The sequence below is a fragment of the Psychromarinibacter halotolerans genome (assembly GCF_029168315.1).
GTDB lineage: Bacteria > Pseudomonadota > Alphaproteobacteria > Rhodobacterales > Rhodobacteraceae > Psychromarinibacter > Psychromarinibacter halotolerans.
This window is the reverse complement of the sequence record NZ_JARGYD010000001.1, coordinates 60,148-78,386: the sequence shown is the minus strand read 5'-3', so window position 1 is coordinate 78,386 and position 18,239 is coordinate 60,148. Positions and strand designations below refer to the sequence as shown.

The 18,239-nt window shown below is 66.7% G+C and carries 15 protein-coding genes; 5 read left to right on the top strand and 10 right to left on the bottom strand.

From position 1 onward, the window contains the following. Window positions 1-3 precede the first annotated feature (3 nt). The 3 genes from P1K30_RS00370 to P1K30_RS00360 all read left to right on the top strand — a co-directional run bounded on the left by P1K30_RS00370 (window position 4) and on the right by P1K30_RS00360 (window position 3,891). Window positions 4-837: an HAD-IIA family hydrolase gene (locus P1K30_RS00370; RefSeq protein WP_275630688.1), complete on the top strand. Its 834-nt coding sequence runs from the start codon at window positions 4-6 to the stop codon at window positions 835-837. Next, window positions 834-2,840 carry an acetoacetate--CoA ligase gene (locus P1K30_RS00365; RefSeq protein WP_275630687.1) on the top strand — a complete coding sequence of 669 codons (2,007 nt, stop codon included), beginning with the start codon at window positions 834-836 and terminating at the stop codon, window positions 2,838-2,840. The genes P1K30_RS00370 and P1K30_RS00365 overlap by 4 nt, the downstream gene beginning before the upstream one ends. Window positions 2,841-2,976: 136 nt before the next feature. After that, on the top strand, window positions 2,977-3,891 hold the full coding sequence (locus P1K30_RS00360) for a hypothetical protein (protein ID WP_275630686.1): 915 nt from the start codon (window positions 2,977-2,979) through the stop codon (window positions 3,889-3,891). Between the two features lie 23 nt (window positions 3,892-3,914). Here the strand turns inward: P1K30_RS00360 and P1K30_RS00355 are convergent, their stop codons facing one another. The 8 genes from P1K30_RS00355 to P1K30_RS00320 form a co-directional block, all read right to left on the bottom strand. Next, entirely contained in the window at window positions 3,915-5,651 is a 1,737-nt protein-coding gene (locus P1K30_RS00355; RefSeq protein WP_275630685.1) for a SulP family inorganic anion transporter, read from the bottom strand. 93 nt (window positions 5,652-5,744) lie between these two features. Then, on the bottom strand, window positions 5,745-7,424 hold the full coding sequence (locus P1K30_RS00350) for a bifunctional protein tyrosine phosphatase family protein/NAD(P)/FAD-dependent oxidoreductase (RefSeq protein ID WP_275630684.1): 1,680 nt from the start codon (window positions 7,422-7,424) through the stop codon (window positions 5,745-5,747). Window positions 7,425-7,450: 26 nt separating this feature from the next. Further along, on the bottom strand, window positions 7,451-7,915 hold the full coding sequence (locus P1K30_RS00345; RefSeq protein ID WP_275630683.1) for an EF-hand domain-containing protein: 465 nt from the start codon (window positions 7,913-7,915) through the stop codon (window positions 7,451-7,453). 26 nt (window positions 7,916-7,941) lie between these two features. Beyond that, window positions 7,942-8,826: an MBL fold metallo-hydrolase gene (locus P1K30_RS00340; protein WP_275630682.1), complete on the bottom strand. Its 885-nt coding sequence runs from the start codon at window positions 8,824-8,826 to the stop codon at window positions 7,942-7,944. Between the two features lie 74 nt (window positions 8,827-8,900). Further along, window positions 8,901-9,113: a YgaP family membrane protein gene (locus P1K30_RS00335; protein WP_275630681.1), complete on the bottom strand. Its 213-nt coding sequence runs from the start codon at window positions 9,111-9,113 to the stop codon at window positions 8,901-8,903. A 175-nt stretch (window positions 9,114-9,288) separates the two neighbouring features. After that, window positions 9,289-9,684, bottom strand: a complete 396-nt coding sequence (locus tag P1K30_RS00330; RefSeq protein WP_275630680.1) for a RidA family protein — start codon at window positions 9,682-9,684, stop codon at window positions 9,289-9,291. A gap of 195 nt (window positions 9,685-9,879) precedes the next feature. Then, window positions 9,880-11,400, bottom strand: a complete 1,521-nt coding sequence (gene adh, locus P1K30_RS00325) for an aldehyde dehydrogenase (RefSeq protein ID WP_275630679.1) — start codon at window positions 11,398-11,400, stop codon at window positions 9,880-9,882. Window positions 11,401-11,535: 135 nt separating this feature from the next. Further along, entirely contained in the window at window positions 11,536-12,501 is a 966-nt protein-coding gene (locus P1K30_RS00320; protein WP_275630678.1) for a helix-turn-helix domain-containing protein, read from the bottom strand. Window positions 12,502-12,893: 392 nt separating this feature from the next. On the opposite strand from P1K30_RS00320, the gene P1K30_RS00315 reads away from it, so the two are divergent. Together P1K30_RS00315 and P1K30_RS00310 are read left to right on the top strand one after the other, a co-directional pair. After that, a complete protein-coding gene (locus P1K30_RS00315; protein ID WP_275630677.1) occupies window positions 12,894-14,642 on the top strand; it encodes an alpha-amylase family glycosyl hydrolase in 1,749 nt (582 codons plus the stop codon). A gap of 487 nt (window positions 14,643-15,129) precedes the next feature. Next, entirely contained in the window at window positions 15,130-15,810 is a 681-nt protein-coding gene (locus tag P1K30_RS00310) for a hypothetical protein (protein WP_275630676.1), read from the top strand. A 102-nt stretch (window positions 15,811-15,912) separates the two neighbouring features. Here P1K30_RS00310 and P1K30_RS00305 read toward each other — a convergent pair whose 3' ends face one another. Together P1K30_RS00305 and P1K30_RS00300 are read right to left on the bottom strand one after the other, a co-directional pair. Then, window positions 15,913-17,151: a glycosyltransferase family protein gene (locus P1K30_RS00305; protein WP_275630675.1), complete on the bottom strand. Its 1,239-nt coding sequence runs from the start codon at window positions 17,149-17,151 to the stop codon at window positions 15,913-15,915. A gap of 18 nt (window positions 17,152-17,169) precedes the next feature. Then, on the bottom strand, window positions 17,170-17,946 hold the full coding sequence (locus P1K30_RS00300; RefSeq protein WP_275630674.1) for an HAD-IIB family hydrolase: 777 nt from the start codon (window positions 17,944-17,946) through the stop codon (window positions 17,170-17,172). Window positions 17,947-18,239: the final 293 nt, after the last annotated feature.

Here is an 18,239-nt window from a genome sequence, read left to right as displayed (position 1 = left end):
ACCATGACCCCGACGATCCGCACGGCGGTGTTCGACATCGACGGCACCCTTGCCCTGATGAACAAAGAGGCCGGCATCTTCACCGCCCTGCCCGGCGCGGTGGATGCGCTGGCCGCCTGCCGGGCCGCCGGGATCAAGGTGGTCGCCTATACCAACGGCACCTTCTTCCCGCCCGCCCATTACTATCCGCTGCTTGCCGACGCCGGGATCGTGATCGACGCGGGCCATGTCCTGACCCCCGCCGCCGTCGCCGCGCAGGCGCTGGCGCGGATGGGGTATCGCCGGATCATGGTCATGGGCGGCGACGGCACCCGCGTGCCGGTCCGCGACGCCGGGATCGAGGTGGTCGAGCCCACGCCCGACGCGGGCCCCGTGGATGCGGTGCTGCTGGGCTATACCCGCGACTTCGGCGCCACCGCGCTTGAGGCTGTCGTGCAGGCGGTCTGGGACGGCGCACCGCCCTTCGCGGGCTCTGTCGCGCCCTACTTCGCCTCGTCCAAGGGCCGGATGCTGGGCATCTCGGGCGCCATCGCCGCCGCGCTGGAGAACGCGACCGACACCAAGGTCACGGTGTTCGGCAAACCGGAAACCGCTGGGCTACAAATCGTGACCGACCTGACCGGCGCGCGGCCGTCGGACATGGCGGTGATCGGTGACGACCCGACGCTCGAAATCCGCATGGGCCGCAAGGCCGGTGCCTTCTGCGTCGGCGTCACGACCGGCATCGCCGACCGGGACGCCTTTAACGGCGTTCCCGAAGACATGCGCGCCCATGTGGTTCTGGACGACCTGACGGGCCTTGCCGCCCAGCCGTGGTTCCCTAAGCTGCCCGAATGACAGACATACAGACCCCGCCGGTCGCCGAGGGCGACATCCTCTGGCAGGCCGGCAGCGATCGGCTGGCCGGTTCGAACATCACCCGCTACATGGCGTGGCTTGCGGACCGGGGCCACCGCTTCGAAGGGTACTGGGACCTGTGGCAGTGGTCGGTGGATGACCCGGCGGCGTTCTGGCTATCCATCTGGGACTATTTCGAGATCCTCCACGATGGAGAGATCGACGCGGTGATGACCGCCGACCCGATGCCGCGCACCCGCTGGTTCACCGGCACCCGCCTGAATTATGCCGAACATGTCCTGCGGCACGAAACCACCGGCGACCCGAACCGCCCGATGCTGCACCATTCCAGCGAGCTTCGACCGCAGGCCACCGTCAGCTGGGCCGAGGTCGGCGCGTCCGTGCGCAAGCTGGCCACCGCCCTGCGCGAGATGGGGATCGGCCCCGGCGACCGTGTGGTGGCCTATATGCCGAACATCCCCGAGGCGGTGATCGCCATGCTGGCCACCACCGCCATCGGGGCGACGTGGTCCTCGGCCGCGCCCGAGTTCGGCGCGCAGACCGTGATCGACCGCTTCAGCCAGATCGAGCCGAAACTGATCTTTGTCGTCGACGGCTATCGCTATGGCGGCAAGGACCACGACCGCGGCGCGGACCTGTCGCGCATCCTTGGCGCGCTGCCCACGGTCGAGCAGGTCGTATCCGTCGGACACCTTGACGCTGCGTCAGAATGTTTCGCGCGCGAAACAATTACTTGGCAGGCGATCTTAAACCGCCCCGATGTGCCGCGCGAAGGCTTCGCCTATGAACGCGTGCCGTCGGATCATCCGCTGTGGGTGCTGTTCTCGTCCGGCACCACCGGCCTGCCGAAACCCATCGTGCAGGGCCACCACGGCATCGTGCTGGAACACTACAAATCGGCCGCCTTCCACTTCGAGCTGGGCGCAGGCGGCGCGCTGTTCTTCTATTCGACCACCGGCTGGATGGTCTGGAACACGCTGATGTGGGGGCCGCTGATGAACGGCCGCGCGGTGCTGTACGACGGGCACCCCGCCTACCCGGATGCGAAACTGCTGTGGGGTATCGCGGCGGACACGAAGGCCACGGTGATGGGCGTCAGCCCGACCTATATCCAGATGGTGCGCCAGCAGGGCATCGTGCCGGGCCGCGACTTCGACCTGTCGGCGCTGCAATCGGTGATGCTGGTGGGGTCTCCGTCCACGCCGGAAACCTTCGCATGGGCCTACGCGGCAATCGGGTCCGACATCTGGGCCAGTTCGCAATCCGGCGGCACAGAGTTCTGTTCCGGCATCCTTGCCGGATCGCCGCTGCTGCCCACCCGCGCGGGCGAGATTCAGGCCCCCGGCCTTGGCACCGCCGCCCGCGCCTATTCCGAGGACGGGCAGCCGGTCACCGACGCGGTGGGCGAGCTGGTGATCGAGACGCCGATGCCGTCTATGCCGCTGTTTTTCTGGGGCGACACGGAGTTCGCCCGCTACACCGACAGCTACTTCGACACCTACCCCGGCGTCTGGCGCCACGGCGACCGGGTGAAGTTCAACGCCCACGGCGGCGCCTTCGTTCTGGGCCGCTCCGACGCCACGCTGAACCGCTTCGGCGTCCGCATCGGGTCGGCCGAGATCTACCGGACGATGGAAACCTTCCCCGAGATCACCGACAGCCTGATCGTCTGTATCGAGGAACCGGGCGGCGGTTATTACATGCCGTTGTTCGTCCAGATGGCCGAGGGGCACAGCCTGACCGACGACCTGAAAGCGGCCATCGCCCGCCGCCTGCGGTCGGAACGCAGCCCCCGCCACGTCCCGGACGAGGTGGTCGAAGCCCCCGAGATCCCCGCGACGCTGACCGGCAAGAAGATGGAGGTCCCGGTGCGCAAGCTGTTGCTGGGCGACCCGCCAGAGACGGTCGCCAGCCGGGACGCAACGAAGAACCCCGGCGCGCTCGACTGGTTCGCGGCCTTCGCGGCGGCACGCGCCGGTTGAGGGGGCGCGCGCAGAATTTTCTGGAAAATTCTGACAGGCAGGATCTTCTAGAAGATCCTGCTTCCGGGATGCGCCCTTTCAAACCCGCACCACTCGACCTAGCCTACGCAGCGTCAGTTCAGCCTGCCGAGGATCCATGACCCGTCTGCCGCTTGCCCGTCTGTGCCGCCTTGTTCTTGTGCTGGGTGCGGTCCTGTCGCCGCTGACCGCCAGCGCACAGGACACCGCCGCCCCCAAGGGCCCTGCCGCCGGTGTCGCCCCCTCGCCCGCGCCCGAAACGCCCGCGCCGCTGCCCCTGATCGTGCCGCAGCCGGTCGAGCCGCACGAGGTGACGTACCGGATCGACGGCGACCTGTCCGCGCAGCGAATCCTCGCCACGGTGGACGGGCGCGAGTATGTCGCCTTCGTTCCTGCGTCGGGCCTGTCCAGCATCGCCCTGACAGCCGATCTTGATGGCGACGGCTTTGCCGAGCTGGTGCACGGATGGACCGGTGGCGGCAACTGCTGCCCCACCACCTTCGCGGTGCTCAGTTATCGCGGCAACGGCATCTTCTCGAACGCGACGCATGACGACTTCTGGACATGGGGCACGCCCGACCTGATCGACACCGGCCCAGAGCCGCGCCTGCGGGTTGAAAGCGTGGTTTCGGGCGTCGGGCTTAGCTCGGACGAGGTGACGCTCTCGGTCTTCGCCTATCGCGATGGGGCCTTGCAACTGGTCGAACAGGCGGTCAGCGACGCGCATATCCCCGCCCTGGTCGAGTTGAAGGCGGGCGACTTCGACCGCACCGGCACGCCGAAGACCGGAACCCTGCAAATGAGCCACGACATCAACGGCGACGGGCGGTCCGACGTCGTGTCCTGCGGCTGGTGGGACCGCTGGGGCGCGCTGCTCTGCGAGGTCCGGCTGGACGGCGGCGGCGTGGTCGAGATCCACAAGGGCTGCGAACGGATCGGGGTGCTGGACAGCCGCACCGGCGGGATGAGCGACCTTGTCTGCGGCCGGGACGCGGTGCTGACCTTCAACGGCAGCGACTATCCCAGCTTCTGACCTGCCGCCCCTGCGCCGGGGCGTTACTCGGCGGCGCGGACCGTGCTGTCGTCGGTCAGGGCGCGCCACGCATCGTACTGCGCAAGGAACACGCGGCCGTTCATCTCGTCCGGGAAGTGGGTGCCTTTCAGCTTGTCCATCACCGGGCCTTTCACCTCGGACAGGTGCAGGCCGATGCCCAGTTCCTTTAGCCGTTCGTTCAGAGCCTCTAGGCTTTCCAGCGCCGAGTAGTCGATGTCGTTCATCGCCGAGCACATCAGGACGACGTTCTTCACCTGCGCGTCGCGCGCGATGCGGTCGGTGATCAGGTCCTCTAGGAAGCGGGCGTTGACGAAATACAGGCTTTCGTCGGGCCGCAGCGTCAGCAGCGTCGGGTCGGTGTGCACCTCGTGGCGGTTCACGTTCCGGAAATGCTGGGTGCCCGGCACAAGCCCGACCTCGGCCACGTGCGGTTGCGACGTCTTGTACAGATGCAGGACGATCGACAGGATCACGCCGGACGCGACGCCGATCTCGACCCCCAGCACCAGCGTCAGCACGATGGTCGCCGCGACCGCCGCGAAATCCGACCGGGAATAGCGCCACGTCTTCTTAAGGATCGAAACGTCCACAAGGCTAAGGACGGCCACGACGATGGTGGCCGCCAGCGTGGCGTTGGGCAGGTAATAGACCAGCGGCGTCAGGGCGACGGCGGCGATGGCAAGGCCGACGGCTGTAAAGGCACCGGCGGCGGGCGTCTCGGCGCCTGCGTCGAAGTTCACGACCGAGCGGGCGAAGCCGCCGGTGACCGGGTAGCCGCCGGTGAAGGCAGCGCCGATGTTCGCGGCGCCAAGGCCGATCAGTTCCTGGTTCGGGTCGATGCGCTGGCGCTTTTTCGCGGCCAGCGTCTGCGCGACGGACACGGATTCCACGAATCCGATGATCGAGATCAGCACCGCCGGAACCGCCAGTTGCCGGATCAGGTCCAGCCCCAGCCCCGGCATGGTGAACGGCGGCAGGCTTTGCGGGACCGAGCCGACGATGGACACGCCACGGTCTTGCAGGCCAAGGCCCCATGCCACCAGCGTGGTTGCGACGACGGCGGCGACGGGGCCCGCCTTGGTCAGCACATCGGCCATGCGCGGCCCCAGCCCGGCCTTGCGCAGCAGCGGTTTCAGACCCTTGCGGACCCAGAACAAAAAGCCGGTCGCCAGCACGCCGATCACCAGCGTGATGACGTTCACGTCGCCGATATGCTCGCCCAGCGAAATCAGCGTCTCGACCAGCGTGTGCCCGCTGGCCTGAATTCCAAGGATGTGCTTCAGCTGGCTGGCCGCGATCAGGATGCCCGAGGCGGTGATGAACCCGGCGATCACCGGGTGGCTGAGGAAGTTCGCAAGAAAGCCAAGCCGGAACAGGCCCAGCACCAGCAGGAACACGCCCGACAGCAGCGCCAGCGTCAGCGCGGCGACGGCATAGCCCGCCGTGCCCGCGTCCGCCACCTGCCCCACGGCGCTGGCCGTCAGCAGCGACACCACCGCCACCGGCCCGACCGCCAGCGCGCGGCTGGTGCCGAACACCGAATACAGCATGATCGGGACGATGGACGCGTAGATCCCCGCCTCGGGCGGCAAGCCGGCCAGCAATGCGTAGGCAAGCGACTGCGGGATCAGCATGATCGTGACGATCACCGCCGCGATCAGGTCGTTCGACAGCGCGTTGCGGTCATAGCGGGCGCCCCACGAAAGGATGGGGAGATACTGGCGAAGGCTAGTAAGCATCGAGTGTCCTGAACGGTCTTTGGCCCGCGCCGGTGGCGCTGTGACCTGCGGGGTTGCCCTGCCCGGCGCGACGGCGGCGGGCAGGATCGTCTTTTATTTCACGGTCGCTTTCAACGGTTCGGGATGGGCCATCCATTCCTTTCCGCGCAGCATCGCTTTCCAGTAGATCGGCGGCAGCAGCCGTTCCTTCAGGAACCATGCGGCCCGCGTCGGGCGGGTGCCGTCGACAAGGAACTTCGGGAAGCTCGGCAGCAGCGTGCCGCCATAGCCGAATTCAGCCAGAACGATCTTGCCGCGTTCCACCGTCAGCGGGCACGAGCCGTAGCCGTCGTATTGCGCCACAGCGGACCGCCCGTCGATGTCGGCGGCAAGGTTCGCGGCGACCACCGGGGCCTGCTTGCGCGCCGCCGCCGCCGTTTTGGCGTTGGGGGCGTTCATCACGTCGCCAAGGCTCCAGATGTTGTCGAAGGATTTGTGGCGCAGGGTGGACTGGTCGACATCGACCCAGCCGGCGGCATCCGCCAGCGGCGACACGCGGATGAAATCGGGGGCGGTCTGCGGCGGGCAGACGTGCATCATGTCAAAGTCCATCTCGACCGTGGTGGGGTCGGTGTCGGGTTTCTTGACCTCGAACACCGCCTTCTTCGCCGGGCCATCGACGCTGATTAGGTTGTGGAAGAAATTCAGCGTGGCGCCGTATTTCTGCACGTAGCCTTCCAGCGCGGGGACGTAGTCCTTGACCCCGAACAACACGCCGCCCGCGTTGTTGAACCGGATGTCGATGTTCTTCAGGACGCCGGTGCGGAACCAGTGGTCGCCGGACAGATACATCGCCTTCTGCGGCGCGCCGGCGCATTTGATCGGCATTGGCGGCTGGGTGAAGATCGCCGTGCCGGCCTTCATGTCCTGCACAAGCTTCCACATGTAAGGCGCAAGATCGTAACGATAATTCGACGTCACGCCATTGCGGCCCAGCGTTTCCTCCAGCCCCTCGACGCGGGCCCAGTCCAGCTTTAGCCCCGGGGTCACGACAAGGCGCCCGTATTTCACCACGCGGCAGCCGTCGAGCACGACGGCGTTGTTCTCGGGTTCGAACGCGGCGACGGCGGCCTTGATCCAGTGCACCCCGCGCGGGATCAGGCTGCCCATCGTCTTGGCGGTGTCCTGCGCCTCGAAGATGCCGCCGCCGACCATCGTCCAGCCGGGTTGATAGTAATGGATGTCCGCCGGGTCGATCAGCGCGATCTGCAGGTCCGGCTTGCGGGCGCGCAGGCTGGACGCGACCGAGATGCCGCCAGCCCCCGCGCCGACGATCACGACGTCGAACGACGCGTCGCCGGTGTCGGTGGGGGTCCGGCCGCCGTTGGCGATGCGCCGGGCCACGCCGTTCAGGTCATAGCCCGCGGCCTTGGCGGCCCCGAGGATTTCCGGCATCGGGCGCTGGCCCGCCTCGCTGAGCGCCCACAGCGTGGACGACCGCATCCCAGACCGGCAGAAGGCGAACACCGGGCCCGGCAGTTCCGCCAGCGCCGCGCCGAAGACGGCGGCGTCCGAGTCGGTGACCTTGCCCGAGGTGACGGGAATATAGCGAAACTCCAGCCCTGCCGCTGCCGCGGCTTGCGCGATTTCCTCGTGGGTCGGCTGGTCGCCGCCCTCGCCGTCGGGCCGGTTGCAGATGATGGCGCGGAAGCCCGCGTCCTTCAGGGCCTGTACGTCGGACGCGGCGATCTGGCCGTCGACCGACAGCGTGTCGGTGAGTTTCCTGATATTCATGACTCCGCCTTCTCCTCCGTTAGCGGTCAGTGACGTCCGAAATCGTCCGTGGTGACGACGCCGTCGCCATTGCGGTCGAGCAGTTCCATCCAGTCGCCCGACTTGCCGATGAACTCGGCCTCGGACACGGCGCCGTCGCCGTCGGTATCGTTGAAGGCCAGCGACATGCCGTCGGACGCGCGCTGAAGGGCGCCTTGCCCCTTGCCCTGCCCGTGACCGCCACCGTTGTTCGCCATGTCGGCGGCGCGGGTTTCGTCGAACAGGGTGTACTCGGCGGCGGCAAGCATGCCGTCTTCGTTCTCGTCGAACATGTAGAAGACGTCGGCGCGGTGCTCTTCCAGCTCGGCCAGCGTCACGGTGCCGTCGCCGTCGAGATCCCAGTTCTCGACGAAGTGGACGCCCGGGCCTTCGCCCTGCGCAAGAGCGGGGCCAACGGGTCCGGCGGTGCCGGCGACGGCCATGACGGCCGCCGCAATCAGAGTGGATCGCATCTTGTCGCTCCTTTGGATCGAAGGGCTTACAGGCCGTTCACCGGCACCTTCAGCATCGGACGTCCGTCCTTGTCGGTCGGGATCTCGCCCGCCCGCATGTTCACCTGCAGCGACGGGATGATCAGGCGGGGCATTCCCAGCTGCGCGTCGCGCTCGGTGCGGAACTTGATGAACTCTTCGCGGGACTTGCCCTGTCCGACGTGGATGTTGTTCGCCTTTTCCTCGCCGACCGTGGTCTCCCACTGGATCTCGCGACCGCCGGGGGCGTAGTCGTGGCACATGAACAGACGCATGTCGTCGGGCAGCGCCAGAACCTTCTGGATCGAGTCGTACAGCGTCCCCGCATCGCCGCCGGGAAAGTCGGCGCGGGCCGAGCCGCCGTCGGGCATGAACAGGGTGTCGCCCACGAAGGCCGCGTCGCCCACGACATGCACCATGCAGGCGGGGGTGTGGCCCGGCGTATAGATCGCCACGGCCTGCATGTTGCCGATCATGTAGGTGTCGCCGTCTTCGAACAGCGCGTCGAACTGGCTGCCGTCGCGCTGGAACTCGGTGCCTTCGTTGAAGACCTTGCCGAAGGTGTTCTGCACGACAAGGATCTTCGACCCGACGCCGATCTTGCCACCCAGCTTTTCCTGAATGTAGGGCGCGGCGGACAGGTGGTCGGCATGGACGTGGGTTTCGATGATCCACTCCAGCTTGCAGCCCATCTCCTTGATACGGGCGATCAGCGCGTCGGCGTGGTCATAGGTGATGCGGCCGGCGGCATAGTCGATGTCCATCACGCTGTCGACGATCGCGCAGGCGTCCGAGGTCGGGTCCTTCACGATATAGCTGATGGTGTTCGTATCCTCGTCGAAGAAGGCTTCGATCTCGGGTTTAACGGACATATCAACGGGATAGTCGGTCATGTTTCGGGTCCTTTCACAGGCGGATTTCCGGGGCCGCTTGTCCAGCGGCGCGTTTGAATCTGGGGTCGCGCGGGTCAGGCGCGGCAGGTGCGAATGCCGAGGATCGAGTAGATCGGACAGACCCGCACGACCGCGACGACCAACATCACGATACCGACCACGGCGGCAATCCATTTTAGCGCGCCCGCTTCCATCGCGGGAACTCCGCTGAAGAAGGCAAGCCACAAAAGCACCACGCCCAATACGGCGCGAATGATGCGATCCAGCGTTCCGACGTTGACGTTCATGGCAACTCTCCTGCTTGGGGCGGCTCCTCCCGCCAGTCACATTCACATAGTAGAATGTTTTGATGATTACTAGGGTCCACACGCAGGACGGTCGCGGCAAGCTGCCGCAGACAGAAGACGTCGCGGACCGCACGTCCGGGGACGCGGATGCCGGTCGCGTGTGTCCGCCCCGCCATCAGTCGGGGACGATGGCATCCACTTCGATCTCGACCAGCCATTCGGGGTTCACGAAGCGATTGATCGCCATGATCGTATCGACCGGGCGGGACTCGCGGCAGTACAGCTTGCGCGCCTCGATCGCCTGTTTCCAGTTGTCGATATCCGTCAGGATCACCCGCGTCCGCACGATGTCCTCCAGCCCCGACCCCGCCCGGTCCAGCGCATCCTTGATGATCTCGAAGCATCGCTTGGTCTGCTCGAAGACGTCTCCGACCCCGACAGTCTTGCCCTCGGCATCGACCGGGGCCGTGCCGCCCACGGCGATGAAGTTGCCCACCCGCACCGCGCGGCTGAACCCGACGACGCTTTCCATCGGGTTGCCGTTCGAGATGAGTTCGCGTCCGGTTGCCATTCCGTCCTCCCGCACAAAATGCCCTAACGTCATCCTGCCATCCCGATGCGCCCTTGTCGCGCGGAATGTCCCCTATGCCGGGGGCGCCCCAGAAAACGAAAATGGCCCCCGCCGGGTGCGGGGGCCAGTGGGGCGGACGTGCGGGTCCAAAGGGGGAGGAAGACGGGCCCGCGCGCCCTGAACGGCTTCGTCGGGTCAGAAGAAGCCGAGCTTGTTGGGGTTGTAGCTGACCAGCATGTTCTTGGTCTGCTGGTAGTGGTCGAGCATCATCTTGTGGTTTTCACGCCCGATGCCGGACTGCTTGTAACCGCCGAAGGCCGCGTGCGCCGGATAGGCGTGGTAGTTGTTCACCCAGACGCGGCCCGCCTCTATCTCGCGGCCGAAGCGGTAGGCGCGGGTCCCGTCGCGGGTCCAGACGCCGGCGCCGAGGCCGTACATCGTGTCGTTCGCGATCGCGAGCGCCTCGGCCTCGTCCTTGAAGGTGGTGACGGACACCACCGGGCCGAAGATCTCTTCCTGGAAGACGCGCATCTTGTTGTGGCCCTTCAGGATCGTCGGCTGGATGTAATAGCCATTCGACAGATCGCCGTCGAAATGCGCGGCGTCACCGCCCACCAGCACCTCGGCGCCTTCCTCGACCCCGATTGTGAGGTAGGACATGATCTTGCTTTGCTGCTCGGCCGAGGCCTGAGCACCGACCATCGTCGCCATCTCGCGCGGGTCGCCCTGCTTGATGGCCTTCACGCGTTCGATGCAGCGGGCGATGAATTCCTCGTAGATGTCTTCCTGGATCAGCGCGCGCGACGGGCAGGTGCAGACCTCGCCCTGGTTGAAGGCGAACAGCACGAAGCCCTCGACCGCCTTGTCGAGGAAAGCGTCGTCCTGCGCCATCACGTCCGAGAAGAAGATGTTCGGGCTTTTGCCGCCCAGTTCCAGCGTGACGGGGATCAGGTTCTTGGTCGCGGCCTTCATGATGATGCGCCCGGTCTCGGTCGAGCCGGTGAAGGCGATCTTGGCGATGCGGTTGCTTTCGGCCAGCGGGCCGCCGACCTCGGCGCCCATGCCGTTGACGATGTTCAGCACGCCGTCGGGCAGCAGGTCGGCGATGCATTCGACCAGCACCATGATGGCGGCGGGGGTCTGTTCGGCGGGCTTCAGGACCACGCAGTTGCCAGCGGCCAGCGCGGGCGCGAGTTTCCACGCGGCCATCAGCACCGAGAAGTTCCACGGGATGATCTGGCCGACGACGCCCAGCGGTTCGTGGAAGTGATAGGCCACGGTGTCGTGGTCGATCTCGGACATCGACCCTTCCTGCCCGCGCAGCACACCCGCGAAGTAGCGGAAATGGTCGACCGACAGCGGAATGTCGGCGGCGGTGGTTTCGCGGATCGGCTTGCCGTTGTCCCACGTCTCGGCGGTGGCGATCAGGTCGAGGTTCTGCTCGATCCGGTCGGCGATCTTCAGCAGGATGTTCGAGCGCTCGGCGGCGGGGGTGCGGCCCCACGCGTCCTTGGCGGCATGGGCGGCGTCCAGCGCCAGTTCCACGTCCTCGGCGGTCGAGCGGGCGATCTCGCAGACCTTCGCGCCGGTGATCGGGGTGACGTTGTCGAAATACTGCCCCTTCACGGGGGCGACGAACTTGCCGCCGATGAAGTTGTCGTAGCGGCTTTTGAAAGGCGACGCATAGGTCTGCTGGACCTGAGTCATCTCGTTCATGGAAATCTCCTCCTGTGCGCCCGCTCCTCTGCAGGCGATAGAGGCAGAATGGACCCGTTCCGGCCCGCGCGGCAGACCGGGGCGGCAGGTGACGGCGTCCGACTGTCTCAGGACTGAGACAGTCGCGGCCGGGTTTCAGCCGATCCCCAGCCGTTTCATCCGGCGGTACAGTGTGGCGCGGCCCACGCCCAGCGCGCGGGCGGCCTCGGACACGTTGCCGCCGGCCCGGGCCAGCGCCCGGTTCACCGCCGCGCGTTCGGCGCGTTCGAAGCCGGTCGCCTCGTCCTCGCGGCCCAACAGGTCCGAGGCGGGGCGCGGCGTCAGCGGGCCCGCCGTTTCCAGTTCGAAACAGCGCCGCGCTTCGCGGGTGGCGCCGACGATGATGTCGTCGCTATCGACCGCCAGCAGCACCGCGCCGCCTGTGTCGTCGCTGTCGGCCACCACGATGCGGGCGGCGGGGAAGCTGGCGCGGAAGGTGTCAGTTTCGATCTGGCGGGCGGTCTGGGCGACCATCGCCTCGATCAGGCGGTTGAACGCCTCGGTCTGGTCAGCGCGGGCCGAGCTGACGTCGAGCGCCGCGACCACCGTGCCGTCGGGGCCGTAGATCGGCGCGTCCATGCAGCTCATGCCGATGTTGCGCGCCATGTAGTGTTCGTCGCGGTGGATGGTCAGCTGGCGCATCTCGGCAAGGCAGGTGCCGATGCCGTTGGTGCCCTCGGCGGCCTCGCTCCAGTCGGCGCCCTGCATCAGGCCCCACGACCGGAACACCGCCGCATCGGCGTCGCGGCACCGCTGGTCCAGCACGATGCCGCCCGCGTCGGTCAGCAGCACGCCGCAGCCGGAATGGCCGATCAGGCCGAACAGCTGGTCCAGCTTGGGCGCGGCGATTTGCAGGAACCGGTCCATCGCCTCGCGACGCAGGCGCAGACCGGTTTCGTCGACCACGCCCGGATCGTCGCGGCGCGCTGGGTCGAGGCCGTAGCGGGCGAAGGACCGCTGCCACGACGCGGCCAGACGCGACTGCGCCGCCGCGCGGCCCGATCCGACCGACTGAAGCACGCGGTCGACGTGCTTGCGTTGTCCCGTGGGCTGGCCCGTCATGGTGTCCTCCCGCCTCCCCTGCAGGTAACATTATTGCCTTCAGTTATGCGCGGACGCAACGGTTGCAATGCACCCACGCCGCGCGCCGGGTGCGTGGCGGGCGGGGATCGGGGGCGCTGCCCCCGTCGCACCGCAGGTGCGCTTGGAAAGGGCGGCGATGGGGGCTCTGCCCCCGTCGCTGCGCGGCTCCCCCGAGGTATTTTGAAAGAGAAGAAGCAGGCGGCGAAGGCGTGCGGGACTTTTGCGGATGGTGCCTTTTTCAGCGACTGCCACGCATTTGATGGGGTTCCGGACGGACAACCTTGTTTTTTGCCAGCCAAGCGGCCTAAACCGGGGAAAACGCCCGCAAATCAGCCTTCTGACCAGCAACAAGCCGGAGTCCGACCGGACAGATGTCGAAAACCGCCTCTTCCCTGCGTGCCCGCACCGCCGCCATTCTCGACCGCATCTACCCCGATCAGGATACCCATGCCCTTGCCGGCAAGGTGATCGAAGCCTTCTGGCCCGACGACGCGTCTCCGGCGCGGAAGCTGCCGCGCAAGGCGGGGAATTCGCTGTGGTCGCAGCGGGACGCGGTGATGATCACTTACGGCGACTCGATCATCGACGGGGTGCACAAGCCGCTGGACCTGCTGCTGGACTTCATGCTGAACCATCTGCAGGGGGCGGTGAACGGGGTGCATATTCTGCCGTTCTTCCCGTTCACGTCGGACGACGGTTTCGCCGTCACCGATTACCGCAAGGTGAACCCCGCGCTTGGCGAGTGGCAGGACATCACCCGGATCAGCCGTCATTTCCATTTGATGTCGGACCTTGTGTGCAACCACGTCTCGTCACAGGGGACGTGGTTCAACGCCTACCGGCAGGGACAGGAGCCGTTCGACAAGTTCTTCTACGAGGCCGATCCATCCGAGGACCTGTCGGAGGTGGTGCGTCCGCGGACCACGCCGCTGTTGCAGGAAGTCGAGACGGCGATGGGCGACCGGCATGTCTGGTGTACGTTCAGCCATGACCAGATCGACCTGAATTTCGAGAACCCCGAGGTGCTGCTGGAGATCCTGCGGATCATCCGGCTGCACGTCGACATGGGCGTGCGGATCATCCGTCTGGATGCGGTGGCCTTCATCTGGAAGGAGGTCGGCACCAAGTGCATCCACCTGCCCCAGACCCATGCGATCATCCAGCTGATGCGGCTGCTGGCGGATTACGCGTCCGAGCCGGTGATCCTGCTGACCGAAACCAACGTGCCCAAGGCCGAGAACCTGTCGTATTTCGGCAAGCGGAACGAGGCGCATTCGATCTACAACTTCCCGCTGCCGCCGCTGATCCTGTATTCGCTGCTGTCGGGGACCGCCAAGTATCTTGCCGCGTGGGCCCGCGCGATGCCGCCCGCGCCGCTGGGTTGCGCCTATCTGAACTTCACCGCCTCGCACGACGGCGTCGGGATGCGGCCCGCCGAGGGGCTGCTGCCCGAGGACGAGATCGCGCGGATGATCCAGACCGTGCAGTCTTCGGGCGGGCTGGTGTCGATGCGCGCCCTGCCCGACGGCGGCCAGTCGGTGTACGAGCTGAACACCTCGTATTTCTCGGCGATGACCCGCACCTTCGAGGGCGAGGACGACTTCAAGATCGCGCGGTTCGTCTGTTCGCAGACCATCGTGATGTCCTTGGAGGGCGTGCCCGCGTTCTACATCCACTCGCTGCTGGCGACGCCGAACGATCTGGACGGGGTCGAGCGGCGCAGCATGAACCGGGCGATCAACCGGCACCGCTGGGATTATCCCACGCTGCGGGCCCGGATGGCGGACCCGGGGTCGGAACAGGCGCGCATCCTGCCTGCGCTGGCCGAGCGGCTGCGGCTGCGGGCGCGCCAACCCGCGTTCCATCCCAACGCCACGCAGTTCACCCTGCCGCTTGATCCGCGCATCTTCGGCGTGTGGCGGCAGGCGCTGGACCGGACGCAGTCGATCTTCGCGCTTCACAACGTTTCGGCGGACACGGTCGAGATCCCGTCGTCGTCGCTGAACCTGATCGCGGACGAGGGCTGGGTCGACCTGCTGTCGGGCGAGCGGGTCGAGCCAGAAACGGACACGATCACCCTTGCCCCCTATCAGTGCCGGTGGATCACCAACGCGTTCTGAGGCGGCGGCGGACACCGTCGAAGACTGGCCTGCGGCGGTTTCGACAGGTCCGCCGCGGGCCGCACGATTCCCGTCGGCTTCGGGGTTGCGTGACAATGACGGTCGGCGCATCGCACCGTCGCGGCGGCGGAAACGGGCCGGCCAACGCGCGGAAGCCACAACCTTAGCGTGTCTTTTACGGTTATGATCGCCCCGTGCTGCGCGTGTGGCACAGCGGGCGCGCCCTGCCTTCGCCACAATAACCGCCTTGTTTCAGCCGCATTTCCCAGATCCCCGCTTCGCGCGTCGGGGCAATTGCGTGAAGGTATTTTCCACTATGGAGTGTGTCGCAGCGGGGGATTGCGCCCTTGGGTCAGTCGCACGCCCCGTCGCCCCGGCCCGAAATCAGGCAGAAATAAGTCGTTTCGTTGACCGAGTTCCGGCACAGGGCTACTTCCAATGCCAACAGAGTACGATTTTTCGATGGAGATGTATTCCAATGCGCACGATGGGCAAAACCCTGCTTGCCGCGGCGGTCGTGATCGCCGGTTCCCTGCCGGTGTCGGCCACCACGCTTTTCTCGAACCCCTTTGACGGGGAACGCGGCGGCAGCTGCACGTTCGAGTGCCGCGACGCCATCGGCGCCGAAAATTTCACTTTGACCGATAACTCGCTGATCGAGACGGTGTCCTTCGACGCCTATCTCAGCAACTGGGCCAACCCGATCGGCATGACTGTCAACTGGTCGCTGATGTCCGACGACGGCGCGAAGCCGGGCAGCGTGCTGGCCTCGGGCACCGCCGCGCCCACGCACCAGAAACGCGGGCAGGTCCCCGACAATTTTACCCACGTGACCTTCACGCTGGACATCGTCGACACGCTGCTGGGCGCGGGCGAGTACTGGCTGACGCTGGCCGTCGACACGCCGATGGCCGATCACGCCGTGTACTGGGCGCGCACCCGCTCTGGCGACATGATCAACAGCCGGTCGATGGACGGCGGCGCGACGTGGGACCAGCGCTATGCCCGGTCGTGGGGCGGCTTCGTGTTCTCGGTCGATGGCCAGTCGGGCGTTGCCCCTGCGGCGGCTGCCGCGGCGGTTCCGCTGCCCGCGGCCCTTCCGATGCTGGGGCTGGGCGTGGGCGTTCTGGCCGCCGCCGGAGCCCGCCGGCGTCGCCGCCGCGACTGACGGGCGGCGCAAGCGGCCCGACCGGACCACCGTTGAAACGCAAAACGCGCCGCCTGTTCGGGCGGCGCGTTTCGTTTTCGGATCGCGGCAGGCTTGTCCGCGTCACCCCTCGAACGGGATCGGCGCGAATTCCTCTTCATCCGCCGCCGCGGCGGCCTTCATTTCCGCCAGCAGGCCGGGGTCGGCGGCGTGCACGCGGCTCCAGTTCGGGATGAACGGGGTCTCGTGCGGGTTCTCAAGGAAGATCTGGCCCGCGCGCATGAGGTTCTCGGCGAACAGTTCGATCGTGCGCTCTTCCTTGTGGCGGTCGATGGTCAGGCCGTTCATCCGCGCATCGTTGGCGTAGACCTCGACAAGGTCCAGCGCGCGGCGGAAATAGGTGGCCTTCAGGGTGCGGAAGATGTTCGGGGTGAACACCGTGCCCTCGGCGGCCAGCTTGCGGAACACGGCCTTGCAGATGTCGGTCGACATCCGGTTCAGTCCGCCTGCCGCGTCCTCTTCCGACACGTCCTGATGCTTGTGGTCGTAGGCGTCCGAAATCTCGACCTGACACACGGCGTTGCGGCCAAGGTTGCGCCATGCCTCGGACAGCACGCCGATCTCCAGACCCCAGTCCGAGGGGATGCGCAGGTCGGGCAGCATCCCGGTGCGCAGCGCGAACTCTCCCGACAGCGGATAGCGGAACGCCCGCAGGTAATCGATATAGTCGTTGTCGCCGATCACCTTCTTCAGCGCGATCAGCAGCGGCGACACCAAAAGACGCGATACCCGGCCGTTCAGCTTGCCCTGCCCGATGCGCGGATAGAACCCTTTGGACAGCTGGTAGCTGAAGTTCGGGTTGGCCACCGGATAGACCAGACGGGCCAGCATCTCGGCCTCGTAGGTAACGATGTCGCAATCGTGGATCGCCATCACCGCGCTGTCGGCGCAGGCGATCAGATAGCCGATGCAGGACCAGACGTTCTTGCCCTTGCCCGGCTCTTGCGGCGCCAGCCCCAGATCGTCCAGCTTCGCCCCCAGCGCCTTCATCCGGGGGCTGTCGTTCCAGATCACGACGTGGTTCTGCGGCAGACGCGAGAAATAGTCCCGCGCCATGCGGTACTGGCGCTCGTCGGCCCGGTCGAGGCCGATGATGATCCGGTGCAGGTAGCGGACCTTCGACAGCTCGTCGAGGATGCCGGACAGCGCCTGCGCCTCGAGCTCCGAGTACAGCGACGGCAGGATCAGCGAGATCTTGCGGGTCTGCGCGAAGGTCTCGAGCTCGTAGATCAATTCCTCGACCGGACGCGTCCGGAGATTGTGGAATTGCGCGATGTTACCGTTCTGGTGAAAGTCAGCCATGTCCCGAAAGCCTTCCCGTCAGCCTGTCGTTGCCCCAAGATCTTGAAGTAGCGCCAGAACCGCGGCGTTCCAACCCGTCGGGCCGGTTTGCGCGGTGCGGCGGATGGCCCCCGTGTCCTCGCCCGCGAGGCGGGGCAGCGGGGTGCCGTGATCGTTGCGCACGATGACGCCGTGGGTCGCATGTTCCAGCATCTCGACATCGTTCGGCGCGTCGCCAAGGGCGATGGTCGTGTCCGCGCCCAGCCGCGTCGCGACTTCGCGCATGGCGTCCGCCTTGGTGCGGCCCAGCGACAGGGTCAGGAACCGGCCACCGTGGCGGGCAGAGACACCCTGCCGGTCCAACGCGTCCAGAAACCGGGCCAGTTCGCCGTCGTCGCCGGACCACAGGCCCGGCTCTGAATGGCACCGCTGCCGCGCCAGCGCCGCGCCTTTCGGCGGCAGGCCGGTGATGTCGGCGACCTCGGCGTCGGTCATGTCGCCAAATCCCCGATAGCGGGCGCGCAACGCGGCAGGCACCGCGTCCAGCGCGGCCCGGATCCGGCGATAGGCGGCGTCCGCCTCGGCCTCGGCGCCCGGCTCCAGCACACCGGCGCCGTTCTCGACGATCATCGGCGCGTCGCCCAGCCCCAGCTCGGCGTGCAGCGGCGCCATCTCGGCCCCGGTCTTGGAACTGGCCAGCACCAAGGGGACCGACGCCGCCTTCAGCGCCGCCAGCGCCGGGGCGGCCGGGGCGTGGGAATAGCTGTCGTGATCCAGCAAGGTGCCGTCCAGATCGGTGAAGATGACCAGTCGCATCGGATCCCCTGCCCTCGCGCATTCGGCACCAGCATCGGGGATCGCCGCAGGATTGGAAAGACACGGCGACCGAAATTCTGCGCCGCGGCACGCGCCGCACCGACGGGATCGCGGGCGTGGCACGCAAGCCCGCCGCCCAGCGAGCGCCACGATTTTGTTAAACTGTCGGTGACTTTACGTGGTAAACAAACCTCGGGACGGGACAGCACAGTGACGCGGGCGCGATGATCGGCCGCAAGGCCGGGATCGCCCGACGCGCCGCTTGCATTCCCCCCGCTCACCTGAGACTTTGT